13 protein-coding genes are annotated in these 12,363 nt (G+C 62.1%); all 13 read right to left on the reverse strand.

Translation table 11 applies throughout. From position 1 onward, the window contains the following. Positions 1 to 4: 4 nt before the first annotated feature. The 13 genes from lpxB to pyrH all read right to left on the reverse strand — a co-directional run bounded on the left by lpxB (position 5) and on the right by pyrH (position 12,276). A complete protein-coding gene (gene lpxB / locus K3762_RS10815; protein WP_260009467.1) occupies positions 5 to 1,156 on the reverse strand; it encodes a lipid-A-disaccharide synthase in 1,152 nt (383 codons plus the stop codon). Next, complete coding sequence (locus K3762_RS10820; protein WP_132443288.1) at positions 1,153 to 1,953, reverse strand: LpxI family protein; 801 nt, start codon at positions 1,951 to 1,953, stop codon at positions 1,153 to 1,155. The genes lpxB and K3762_RS10820 overlap by 4 nt, the downstream gene beginning before the upstream one ends. Beyond that, entirely contained in the window at positions 1,950 to 2,732 is a 783-nt protein-coding gene (gene lpxA / locus K3762_RS10825; protein ID WP_067939984.1) for an acyl-ACP--UDP-N-acetylglucosamine O-acyltransferase, read from the reverse strand. Before lpxA ends, K3762_RS10820 begins: the two co-directional genes overlap by 4 nt. After that, positions 2,729 to 3,199 carry a 3-hydroxyacyl-ACP dehydratase FabZ gene (gene fabZ / locus K3762_RS10830; RefSeq protein WP_067628883.1) on the reverse strand — a complete coding sequence of 157 codons (471 nt, stop codon included), beginning with the start codon at positions 3,197 to 3,199 and terminating at the stop codon, positions 2,729 to 2,731. The genes lpxA and fabZ overlap by 4 nt, the downstream gene beginning before the upstream one ends. Positions 3,200 to 3,281: 82 nt before the next feature. Continuing rightward, positions 3,282 to 3,866 carry an OmpH family outer membrane protein gene (locus tag K3762_RS10835; RefSeq protein WP_132443286.1) on the reverse strand — a complete coding sequence of 195 codons (585 nt, stop codon included), beginning with the start codon at positions 3,864 to 3,866 and terminating at the stop codon, positions 3,282 to 3,284. A gap of 4 nt (positions 3,867 to 3,870) precedes the next feature. After that, positions 3,871 to 6,204, reverse strand: a complete 2,334-nt coding sequence (bamA, locus tag K3762_RS10840) for an outer membrane protein assembly factor BamA (protein WP_120351210.1) — start codon at positions 6,202 to 6,204, stop codon at positions 3,871 to 3,873. A 206-nt stretch (positions 6,205 to 6,410) separates the two neighbouring features. Continuing rightward, positions 6,411 to 6,536 (reverse strand): hypothetical protein, encoded by a 126-nt coding sequence (locus tag K3762_RS10845; protein WP_260009468.1) that lies wholly within the window; start codon positions 6,534 to 6,536, stop codon positions 6,411 to 6,413. A gap of 143 nt (positions 6,537 to 6,679) precedes the next feature. Continuing rightward, entirely contained in the window at positions 6,680 to 8,023 is a 1,344-nt protein-coding gene (gene rseP / locus K3762_RS10850; protein WP_386283956.1) for an RIP metalloprotease RseP, read from the reverse strand. A gap of 13 nt (positions 8,024 to 8,036) precedes the next feature. After that, a complete protein-coding gene (dxr, locus tag K3762_RS10855) occupies positions 8,037 to 9,218 on the reverse strand; it encodes a 1-deoxy-D-xylulose-5-phosphate reductoisomerase (RefSeq protein WP_132443283.1) in 1,182 nt (393 codons plus the stop codon). Between the two features lie 6 nt (positions 9,219 to 9,224). Further along, positions 9,225 to 10,016 carry a phosphatidate cytidylyltransferase gene (locus tag K3762_RS10860; RefSeq protein WP_132443282.1) on the reverse strand — a complete coding sequence of 264 codons (792 nt, stop codon included), beginning with the start codon at positions 10,014 to 10,016 and terminating at the stop codon, positions 9,225 to 9,227. An 11-nt stretch (positions 10,017 to 10,027) separates the two neighbouring features. Next, complete coding sequence (gene uppS / locus K3762_RS10865; RefSeq protein ID WP_132443281.1) at positions 10,028 to 10,765, reverse strand: polyprenyl diphosphate synthase; 738 nt, start codon at positions 10,763 to 10,765, stop codon at positions 10,028 to 10,030. 47 nt (positions 10,766 to 10,812) lie between these two features. After that, entirely contained in the window at positions 10,813 to 11,379 is a 567-nt protein-coding gene (frr, locus tag K3762_RS10870; protein ID WP_007120421.1) for a ribosome recycling factor, read from the reverse strand. 171 nt (positions 11,380 to 11,550) lie between these two features. Further along, on the reverse strand, positions 11,551 to 12,276 hold the full coding sequence (gene pyrH / locus K3762_RS10875; RefSeq protein WP_120351215.1) for a UMP kinase: 726 nt from the start codon (positions 12,274 to 12,276) through the stop codon (positions 11,551 to 11,553). Positions 12,277 to 12,363 lie beyond the last annotated feature (87 nt).

The raw sequence follows: 12,363 nt of genomic DNA on the forward strand, positions 1-12,363 counted from the left end.
CCGTCTACATCCGGGCCAGCACCGCCCGTGCGGCCCGCAGGCCCGGTGCCTCGCCACCCTGCCCCAAACGTTGCATCGTCCGCGCCATCGCGTCATTCTGGGCGCCGGGCGCGCGCAGCACCTGCAAGACACCTTCGGCGATGGGTCCGGGGCGGCAGTTGGCGCCGATGAATTCCGGCACCACGCGGGTTTCCGAGACGAGGTTGACCAGCGTTACCGTATCCACCCGCAGCATCCGCCCGATGATCTGGCGGCTGATCCAGTTCATGTCATAGGCGATGACCATTGGCGTGTTCACCGCAGCCAGTTCCAGAGACACGGTGCCCGAGGCCGCCAGCGCTACATCCGCCGCGCGGAAGGCGGCGCGTTTGGTGGCGGTGAACTCTTCGGACGCCATATCACGCGGGTCCAGCACCAGCGGGTTGCCGGCCCAATTGCGCGTCACCTGTTTGACCAATGCCGCCACCGGACTGGCCGCTGGCACCACGACGCGCAAGGCCGGCTCCGCCTCGACCAGCCGCGCGACGACCTGCTGGAACACTGGCGCCAGCCGCGTGACCTCGCCCCGGCGCGAGCCGGGCAACGCCAGCAACAGCGGTGCATCGGCAAGACGGTGCTCGGCGCGGAAGGCCGCAGCGGCGGCGTCATCGGCCACAGGCTCGGCCACCACCGGGTGACCCACGAAATCACAGGCCATACCCGCCGCTTCCATATAGGGCGGCTCAAAGGGGAAAAGCGCCAGCACATGATCGACAGAGCGGGCCATCTTCTCAGCCCGACCGGGGCGCCATGCCCAGACCGTCGGGGCAACGTAATGCACTGTTCGGATGTCGGATTTCTCTTTCACCTTACGCGCCACACGCAGGGAAAAATCGGGGCTGTCGATGGTGATGAGCACATCTGGTTTGGTCTCAACCACCGCCTGCGCCGTCTCGTTGATCCGGGCCATCAGCGCGCGATATTTCGGCAGGATCTCGGCCAGCCCCATGACGCTGAGCTCGTTCATGTCGAACCGGCTTTCCAACCCCTGAGCCATCATCATCGGCCCGCCGATTCCGTCGAATGTCACCTCGGGACAAAGCTCTTTCAGCCCCGCCATCAGCGCGCCGCCCAACCGATCGCCCGAAGGCTCGCCTGCCAGAATGAACACCTTCACGCCGCGCCCCCCTCTCGGACCCAGAGCACCAGCCCCAGTTCATCGGCCAGCGCCGCGCAGGCGTCGCGCTCCAGCAGCATCACACCGTCTGCTTTGACCACCACGCCCGCCAGCCCCGCCGCATGGGTGGCGCGCAGCGTGTCGGGGCCGATGGTGGGCAGGTCAATCTCGCGGATTTGGCCAGTTTTCGGACCTTTGCAGAGCACCGCTCGCGCCCCGCGCACCATCTCTGGCAAGGTCGTCAGCAAGTGATCCGTGCCGCCGATGGTCTCAACCCCGTAGACCTGCTCACGCCCAATCACGCAGGCCTGCCCGATGTCGAGCGTGGCCAAGCCATCGAGCACGGCAGCACCACGCGCGGCATCCCGGCGCATCTGCTCATCTGGCAACTCCCGCGACAGCACACCGCTGTCGGCCAACAAGTCGGGCACCAGTTCATCGGCCCCGACCACCCGAAGGCCATGGTCTTCGAAAATCGTCTTGATCACCTCAAGCGCGCCATTGTCGCCCGCGGCCAGCGCCTGTTTGAACTGCGGCACCAAAGGTGCTGTGCGGATATCGAGCTTTGCGGGGTCCAGCGTGGGCCGGTCGATAGCCCCGCACAGACACACATCTCGAATACCCACGCCCAAAAGATGCGCCAGAAGGCTGCCCAAGGTTTCCAAACGAAAGGTCAGATCGGGCTTCAACCCATCGGGCGCGCAGCCCTCATAGGCGCAGACCAAAGGCGGCTCGGCCTGCGCTGCCGCCACCCGTGCGGGCAAGCCGCCGCGTCCGGCGATTAGCGCAAGGCTCATTTCGGCGTCAGGAAATGACGGCCCGTGTCGGCCATGACAAAATCGACGATCTGGCGAACGTAATCGCTTTGGGTTTCGTCGCCCAAACGCCGCGCTCGGTCCGAGAATGTACCCTCGCCCTGCGCGAGCATCTGAAACGCTGCCCGCAGCGCCGTGATGTCGCTCCGTGCCACGCCCGCGCGTTTCAGCCCGACAAGGTTCAGCCCGTCCAGATCACCCCGCGGCGCTTGGACAAGCCCATAGGGGATCACGTCATTGGTCACCATGGTCACCGCGCCAATGATCGCGCCTTGGCCGATGCGGACCCATTGATGGATGCCCGAAAGCCCGCCAATGATCACGTCATCTTCAAGCACGCAATGCCCCGCCACGGCGGCGTTGTTCACCACGATCACGCGGTTGCCGACGATGGCGTCATGGGCGATGTGACAGCCCGCCATGAACAGCCCGTCATCGCCCACGCGCGTCACCCCGCCACCGCCTTCGGTGCCGCAGTTCATCGTGACATGTTCGCGGATGCGGTTGCGTTCGCCTATGACCAGACGGCTGGCTTCGCCCTTGAACTTCAAATCCTGCGGAATCTCACCGATCACCGCGAAAGGAAAGATCACCGTGCCCGCGCCAACCTCGGTCTGGCCAGTGACGACGACATGGGATTTCAACTCCACATCGGCCTTTAGCACGACCTCAGGCCCGACGACGCAAAAGGGGCCGACGCGCGCCGAAGGGTCGATCTGCGCCCCCTCTTCGATCACGGCACTGGGGTGGATATTGCTCATGCCGCGTCCTGCGGCAGATCCAACATCGCCATGAATTCGGCCTCGGCGGCCATTTCGCCCTCGACCGTGGCAACACCGCCGAATTTCCAGATTTTCGCACCCGGCTTGCCGCGCAGGGTCGTGAGATCCATCCGCAGCACATCGCCGGGGCCAACCTTGCGGCGGAACTTACATTTGTCGATCGACATGAAATAGATCAGCATGTCGCGGTCCTGCATGCCAAGGGCGGTGCCCACCATCACGCCTGCTGTCTGCGCCATCGCTTCGACAATGGTGACGCCCGGCATGATCGGCGTGCCGGGGAAATGGCCCTGAAAATGCGGCTCGTTCATGGTGACGTTTTTGTAGCCGACAGCACTCTCGGTGCCCTTGATCTCTTCGACCTTGTCGACCAGCAAAAAGGGATAGCGGTGCGGCAGGATGCGCTGGATCAACTGGATATCGGCGCGCAGCAGCTCTTCGGTCATGGACTGTCCTTTGTCTCAGAAGGTTGCTGAATGGCTACCAATTCAGGCGGCTGGGGGCAAGCATCCCCGCGGAACGCGCGGATCAGTCGGCGTCGGTCAGCCCGGTTCCGATCGCCTCATCCAGCAGGGCAATCGCCTCATCCGTGACCTCAATCACCGAGGAAGAAACAAAGACCCGCCGCCGCTCAAGAATGACCGCCGCGTCGGAATTTCGCATCAACTGCTCAAGCACCGGGGCCGCGGCAGACAGGAACCGCTCCCGCTCAAGATCCAACGCCTCGCTCAGCGCCCGGTTTTTCGCCGCCTGCTCTGTCCTTGTGCGCTGGACCTTCTCGTCAAAGGCATCGGCCAGAAGCCGGAACTGAGCGGGCTTCATCTGCGACCGTTTTTCGGTGAGTTCGCGTTCTTCCGCCTCTAGTGCCGCCTCAATCTCGCGGTTTTCGGTGGCCAGTTGCTCACTCTCGGCTTCGATCTCGCGGGTGACGCGCTGGCCAAAGGCACTGTCGCGGAACAGGCGCTCGGAATCGATGGTCAGCACGGGGCTGATCACACCGCCCCGCGCGGGGGCTGGCGTGTTTGTTTGCGGCTCTGCCACAGGGGCCTGCTGCGCGAGGCCGGGGGTGGCCCCGGCCAGCATCATCACCAAGAGGATGAAAGCGCGGCGCATGGGCTTAGAACGTCGTCCGCAGCGTGACCTCAAAGCTTTGCTCTTTGTCAAAGCTCTCTTTCTTCAGCGCGTCGGAGACGTTGAACTGAAGCGGGCCAAGTGGCGTGTCCCAGAAGACCGAGAAGCCGATCACATGACGGAAAGAACCGCCTTCGCCGACGATGGTGCCGCCCGTGGTGTCAACATCGCTCAGATCCCACAGGTTGCCCACGTCATAGAAGACACCACCAGAGATGCCATATTCCTCGGGCAGCCCCAGCGGGAACTCCGCCTCGAAACGGGCCACGGCAAAGAGGTTGCCGCCAAGCGCGTCATCCACACCGTTGCTCTGATCGCGCGGACCGATGCCGCCCGGCTCAAAGCCGCGCATGATCGACGGGCCAAGGATGAAGCGGTCAACAGCGCGGTTGGTGCCGCCGTTCCATGCCAGCGCACCGCCTTCAAGCGTGGCGCGAAGGGTCACTTCCTCGTTGAAGATGCGCTTTTCGCCCGCGATCTTGGCTGTCGTCTTGATAAACTCGTTATCCCCACCAAGCCCGGCAAAGTCCTGACCGAACTCAAACAGAATGCCCTGTGTCGGGTCCAGCCCGGTGCGGCGGGTGTCATAGGTGTAGGTGTAGCCGAGGGAGGAAGAGAACAACGCGCCTTCCGCGATTTCATTCGCGATGGTGGCGCTGTTATCCTCATCATCACGCTCCAGCATCTCGATCCCTTCGAGGGTATAGCGCGTCGACAGACGGCCATTCTCGCTGACCGGGAAAGTCAGGCTGGGCTGGAACACCAGACGTTCGGTGTCATAGCTGGTGTAAGACGAATTGGTTTCCGCATAATCAAGCTTGAGACCAAGCGCCACGTCACGCCCCAAAAAGCGCGGCTCGACAAAGGTCACGCCATAGCGCGTGGCATCTTCGGCGGTGGAGATCGACAGGTTCAGCCGCTGGCCGCGCCCGAGGAAGTTGTCCTCCTGAAAGCTGACCGCCACCCCGAAACCGTCGTTGTTCGAGAAGGAGCCGCCGAAGTTCAGCGAACCTGTGGGCTTCTCTTCCACATCGACGTCAATCACAACCTGCTCGGGGCTGGAGCCTTGGCGGGCGTTGACCTCTGCCGTCTCGAAATACTGCAGCGCGCGGATACGTTCTGCCGCTTGGCGAATTTCGCGCGGGTTGAACGGGTCACCCTCGACGCTGTCAAACTCGCGGCGGATTACGCGGTCAAGCGTCGTGGTGTTGCCTTCGATGTCGATCCGCTCAACAAAGATACGCTCGCCACGGGACAGCTTGTAGGTCACGTTGAGCGACAGATCACGGTCGTTGCGGTCAATCACCGGCTCGACCCGCAGGAAATCGACACCATCGCGGATCGCTTGGCGCTCGATCCGGGCGATGTCATTCTCGATCAGAGTGGGCGAGTAGATCACGCCGGGGCGGATTTTGAGCAGGTCACGGTACACGGCGGCGTTCAGACCCGGCACTTCGGACTCGACCGACACGTTGCCGAAACGGAACTGCTGCCCCTCGGTGATGTTATAGGCCACGAAGACGCCATCGCGTTCTTCGGTCAGCTCGGCGTTGACCGCCTCGGTACGCATGTCGACATAGCCGCGCGAGAGGTAGAAATCTCGCAGCATCTGCTTATCGGCCTCAACCCGGCCTTCGACATAGGTGTCACGTTTGACCAAACGGCGGAACAGACCCGCCTGTTTGGTGTCCAGCACGCGGCGCAGACGCCGGTCGGAATAGACCCGGTTGCCGACAAAGCTCAGACGCTCGATCTCGACGTTGTCGCCTTCGAAAATTTCGAACACCAGATCGACGCGGTTTTGATCGCGGCGGATGATGCGGGGCTGCACGCGGGCCGACAGACGGCCTTCGTTGCTATAGGCCTCGGCGATGGCGGCGGCGTCTTGCTCGGCTTGGCTGGGGTTGAACACCCGACGCTCGGTCGAGCCGATAAGTTCGGCCAGCATCTCATCTTTGATGCGGCGGTTGCCCTCAAAGCTGACGCGGTTCAGCGTCGGCAGTTCCACCACCGTGATGACCAGCGTGTTGCCCTGCGGCTCAAGAGCGACGGATTCGAACAGGCCCGAGTTTTGCAGGTTCTGATAGGCGTCGTTCAACTGACCGCCCGACACCGCCTGCCCGCGCCCGATACCGGCCCGGCGCAGAATCGCGCTGTCGCCGATCCGCTCGTTGCCGTCGATGACGACCGTGTTGAACTGATATTGCTGCGCCTGCGCTTGGCTGCCCGGCACGAGCCAGGCCACGGACAACATGACACAAAGCGATGCCCCCCGAAGGGTCTTGCCAACATTGCTGCGCTGCGCCCACTCGACGGGCATTCTGCCCTCGTTCCTCAGTCCCATTACACCGACCCGTTTTTTTACGACATTGTTGTCAACCTGACTACGCAGGTTAACGGGGTTTGTCAAAAGCAACGGCCGAGAAAATATACCATATCATGCGGCAAGTTGGGCCAGAATGACATCATGAGCCATGATCGTGCAGAAGCACCCGATAAGGCACTCTATCACGCACTCGCAAGCATTCAGAGAGAGGCGACAAAGGCCCCGGCAGAGAGCGCCGCTGCAATGGCCGCGGCAAAGAACGCACGGTCCCAGTTAAGGTCCAAAAGCAGGCTGAGGCCGCGGTATGATCCTTGTAAAACGTGCATCATGGGTTCCTTCTAGATGAAAGATGACCATAGCCAAGGATTGCGGCACGATTTTGTTCAATTATGACCATTTCAAGGCATTACGCCCTGCCCGTAAGGGCAAGGCGCAGGATGTCTTTCACTGTCAGGGGCGCCGCCCGGCCCTATGGGCAGAACAAGTCGTTCCCAAGCGCAAAGAGCATCAAGGTCAGCACCAAGGCGATGCCCATGGTCATCAAAATCCGCAGCGCGCCATCGCTGGGCGGTTTGCCGGTCACGGCCTCATAGGCGTAAAACACCAGATGCCCGCCGTCCAAGGCCGGGATTGGGAAGAGGTTCAGCAGACCGACCGCCGTGCTCAGCACCGCGATGAAATAGATGAAGGACTGCGCCCCTTGGCTCGCCATCGCGCCCGAGGTCTGGGCGATGCCCACCGGGCCGCTCAGGTTGCAGGTGCTGATATTACCGACGATCATCTCGCGCAGGCCCGAGATGGACCCGGTGATGATGCGCCAAGTGTTGTCTAGGCCCGAGCTCAGCGCCTCCCCCACGCCGGGCGTATCGGTTGCGGGCACGAAGGCCATGCCGCCGACGATGCCGATGCGCAGATTTTGCTTGAAACTGCCATCGGGCTGCGGCTCATCCGTGGCTTTGGGAACGAGGGTGAAAGGCAGGGTCTCGCCATCGCGCCAGACGGTCAACTCCTGCGGCGCCCCTTCGGAAGCCTCAACCACCTCTTTCAACTCACCAAAGGCCACGATCTCTTGCCCGTTGACGGCGGTGATCACATCCCCGCTGCGCAAACCGGCCTCTTGCGCTGCCGATTGAGGCGCGACATTGCTGACCAGCGGCGGCATCAGATAGGGGCCGGGCACGGTCAGGTCGGCCCCATCGCGGGTGATGTCATAGCTCAAGACCGCTTCTTGGGGCAAATTCGTCAGGAAATCGCTATAGCCCCCACCGGCAGCAAGCGAGGGCACCGGCGCGCCTTCGACCGCGCGCAGAATGTCGCCCGGCTGCAACTCATAGGCAGCGTTGGGAAGCGCCCGCAGCTCTCCCACGGTGAGCGGATCGCGGGCGGTGCCAGCGGTCATCGCCACGGCGAAAAAGATGAGGATCGACAGGGCAAAGTTGAACACCGGCCCCGCCGCCACGGTCAGCGCGCGGGCATAAAGCGGCGCGCCGTGCATCGTGTGGCGCAGCGCTTCGGGGTCTTCGGCCAGCGCCTCCATCGCGGTTTCGTCCTTGCCGGAGGCCGCATTGGAATCGCCCGCGAATTTCACATAGCCGCCAAAGGGCAGCAGCGCGAACTGCCAGCGCGTGCCGCGCTTGTCGATGCGCGAAAACAGCACCGGGCCGAAGCCCAGACTGAAGACATCCGCCTTGATCCCGGTCCAACGGCCAACGATGTAATGGCCGTATTCGTGGATCGCCACGATCACCGACAGCGCCACGACAAAGGCCAATATCGTCCAAATCAGCCCGCCGAACTCCGGCAAATATCCCATGATGTCCAACGTGCTATCCTGCTCTTTTATGAATTGCGGCTGTCGCGGCCTTACGGGCGAGATGATCGACCTCGGCCACCAGATCAAGTGTCATTTCGTCGCTGCCCCGGCCCAGCGATGCGTCAGCGGCGCGCGCGTCCAATACCTCTTCGACGATTTCGGCCATTTGGGTAAAGCGCAACTGCCCGGCGATGAAGCCATCCAGCGCAACCTCTTTGGCCGCATTAAAGACTGCGCCCATGAGCCCCCCCGCCGCCATAACCTCCCGCGCGAGGCGCAGCGCAGGCCAGCGGGCGTCGTCAGGGGCGGTAAAATCGAACCGTCCGATCTTGGTGAGATCCAGCCGCTCCACCGGCAAAGGTGCCCGCTGCGGGTGGTGCAGCGCATAGCCAATCGCGTGACGCATGTCAGGCGGTCCGACATGGGCCATCAGCCCACCATCGCAGAACCCCACCAACGCATGGATCATCGACTGCGGATGCACCAGCACTTCGATAGCCTCAGGCGAGACGCCGAAAAATTCCCGCGTTTCAATGACTTCCATCGCCTTATTGAACATCGAGGCCGAGTCGATGGTGATCCGCTGACCCATGTCCCAGTTCGGATGGTTTGAAGCTTGGTCGAGCGTCGCATTGGCGAGGTCTTTTAGCGGCCAATCGCGAAACGCGCCGCCGCTGGCAGTGATGATGACGCGCTCAACGGCAGTCATATCCTCGCCCACGAGCGCTTGGAAAACGGCGGAATGTTCGCTGTCGACCGGCAGGATCGTGGCGCCATTGCGCTCGGCTTCGCCCATGATCAGCGCCCCGGCGCAGACCAGCGATTCCTTATTGGCCAATGCCAGCGTGCCGCCTTGGCGCAGGGCGGCCAGCCCCGGTGCCAGCCCCGCAGCACCGATGATCGCCGACATCGTCCAATCTGCCGGACGCGATGCCGCCTCGGCGATCGCGTCAGACCCTGCCGCCGCCTCAATCCCGCTGCCGCTAAGCGCGTCGCGTAGATCCTCCAGCAGGTCTTCGCGCGCGGTGACCGCGACCTCGGCGTTCAGCGCTTTCGCATCCGCCGCCAGTTGCGCGATATTGCCCGCCCCGGTCAGCGCCACGACATCATAGCCGTCAGGCGCGCGGCGGATCAGGTCAATCGTGTTTTGACCGATGGACCCGGTCGCCCCCAGTATCGAAATCTTGCGCGGCATAGCGGATCAGTTCACGCCCGGCGGGAAGCCGATCAGCGGCCCGACGATCAGCAAGAACACCGCAGCGCCCAGCATCCCGTCAAAGCGGTCCAGCAGACCGCCATGGCCGGGGATCAGCGCCGAGCTGTCTTTGACGCCCATCTTACGTTTCATCCCCGATTCCGCCATATCGCCCATCTGCGAAGCCATCGACAGCGCGACCGAGATGCCGACGAGCTGCAGACCAAAGCCGGTGTTGAAGGAAAAGATCAGCCCGACAACCGCCGCCCCGACCCAGCCCGATGCGGTGCCGGACCATGTTTTCTTGGGGCTGACTTTGGGCCAGAACTTCGGCCCGCCAATGGCGCGACCGGCGAAATAGCCCACCACATCGGTGACCACGACCACCAACACCAGCCACATCAACCAGCCAAAACCCATATCATCGCGCAATTGGATCAGACCAAAGCCCGCCAGCAGGATCAGCGCGGTAAAACTCATGTAAAGCGTGCGGTTGGCGCTCAAAAGCGCGAACCCCAGAAGCGCTGGCGCCAGCAACAACGGCAGCCCAAGGCCCACCGGCAGATAGACCGAAGCCAACACCGCCACGCCCGTCACCAGCCCAAGCTGCCAAGATTCCGCCTTCCCAGGCCCGCGCAACATGCCGACCAATTCCCAGACCATCATGCCGCAAATCAATGCCACCAGCAGATGAAACACCACACCGCCCAGCCAGATGCCCAGCAGGCCAATCAGGATCATGGCGCTGGCCGACAGCATCCGCGCCCGCAGGTCGGACCATTGTTCAGGTGATTTCATCGCACGTCTCCTCAGGTCTTGACCGCACCGAACCGCCTGTCACGCCCGCCATAGGCGGCGCAGAGCCGGGCGAATTCCTCGCGGGTGAAATCCGGCCACAGCGTGTCGATGAACTCATATTCCGCATAGGCCGACTGCCACAGCAGAAAGTTCGAAATCCGCGCCTCGCCGCTGGTGCGGATCACCAGATCGGGGTCGGGCAGCACATGGGTATCGAGGTAGCGCGGCAGGGTCTCTTCGTCCACGCTATCGGGGTCAAGTTTGCCGCTGGCGACATCTTGGGCCAAACGATGCGTGGCGCGGGCGACCTCATCGCGGCCACCATAGTTCAGCGCAATCGTGAGGTTGATGCGGGTGTTTTGCACGGTATGGGCCTCAAGCTCGCCCATCAGTTTGATCAGCTTGTCATCCAGCCTGTCGCGATCCCCGATGAACCGAACCCGCGCGCCATATTCGCTAAGGCTGCGCATTTCCTTGGAGATATAGCGCCGAAACAGCGACATAAGCCCCGCCACCTCGACCTGCGTGCGCTTCCAATTCTCTGTCGAGAAGGCAAAAATCGTCAGGTATTCCACCCCCACATCGGGGCAGGCCTCAACAATTTCGCGCACCCGTTTGGCACCGGCGTGGTGACCAAACAGCCGGGGCCGCCCGCGTTGGGTGGCCCAGCGGCCATTGCCGTCCATGATGATCGCCACATGTCGCGGCCCACCGGGAGCAATCTTAGGTTGAATTTCGGCGGTGCTCATGTCTCGGCCTTTTCTTTCAAGTGCTGTGTCCCTGCCCTTGGGCCGGGTCAGACTTGCATGATTTCGGCCTGTTTCGTCTCAAGCTGGTCATCGATGAGGGTGATGAAGCGGTTGGTCAGGTCCTGCACTTCGCCTTCCCAAATCTTCTGGTCATCTTCGGACATCGCGCCGTCGTTTTTGGCTTTCTTGATCTGGTCCATCCCGTCGCGGCGGATGTTGCGGATCGAAACGCGGGCGTGCTCAGCATACTGGCCAGCAACCTTGGTCAGCTGGGTGCGGCGCTCTTCGTTCAGCTCGGGGATCGGCAGCATGATGATGGTGCCGTTCAGCTGCGGGTTGATGCCCAGACCGCTTTCGCGAATGGCCTTTTCAACCTTGCCGACCAGACCTTTATCCCACACGTTGATCGTCACCATGCGCGGCTCTGGCACGTTGACGGTGCCGACTTGGTTCACAGGGGTCATTTGGCCATAAGCCTCAACCATCACCGGCTCCAGCATAGAGGCCGAGCCACGCCCTGTGCGCAGCGATGCGAACTCGGTCCGAAGCGACGCAATTGCGCCGTTCATCCGCCGTTCAAGATCATCGGTATCGAGCATAAATTCGTCTGACATGGCGAGGCCTGCTTGTTGTTTCCTTGCGTTACGGCTTTCTAACGGTGGCGCGGCGCTTTCACAACTGCCCATTACTTCGCCACCATACGCCAACCGCGACCCCAAGAGAGCCGCGGCGGCCTTAAGCGGATCGTCCAGCCGTAGGACGATCACCTGCGGTGCATTTCGCGTTTAGCCGACGCGGGTATAGGTGCCCTGCCCGGCCAGAATGCCCTTGAACCCGCCCGGCTCATCCAGCGAGAAGACGATAATCGGCAGGTTGTTGTCGCGTGCCAATGCGATGGCAGAGGCATCCATAACGCCAAGCCGCTTTTGCAGCACGTCGTCATAGCTTACCGTGTCATAGCGTTTTGCATCATCGAATTTCGCCGGGTCTTTGTCGTAAACCCCATCGACCTTGGTGCCCTTAAAGATGGCCTCGCAAGACATCTCATTAGCGCGCAGGGTCGCAGCGGTGTCTGTGGTGAAATAGGGGTTGCCGGTGCCTGCGGCAAAGATGCAAACGCGCTTCTTCTCAAGGTGGCGCACGGCGCGGCGACGGATATAGGGCTCGGCCACTTCGTTCATCGTGATGGCGCTGATCACCCGCGTGTGAATGCCCAGACCTTCGAGCGCCGATTGCATCGCCAGCGCGTTCATGACCGTGGCAAGCATGCCCATATAATCCGCCGTGGTCCGCTCCATCCCCTGCGCAGAGCCTTGCAGCCCGCGAAAGATATTGCCGCCGCCGATGACCATGCAGATCTCGACGCCAAGCGAATGCACCGTTTGCACTTCGCGGGCGATGCGTTCGACGGTTGGTGGATGCAGGCCATAGCCGAGGTCACCCATCAGCGCCTCCCCGGAAATCTTCAGCATCACGCGGTTAAAGGAGACTTGGGGGGTGTCTTGGGACATCGGGCACACCTTATTATTTCACCAACCGGGGGAGATTTGAGCCATACGGCGGTGAAGGGTTTTCATTTCGCGCCAAAATGTCGCAAA

Source organism: Sulfitobacter sp. W074, assembly GCF_025142275.1.
Lineage (GTDB): Bacteria > Pseudomonadota > Alphaproteobacteria > Rhodobacterales > Rhodobacteraceae > Sulfitobacter > Sulfitobacter profundi.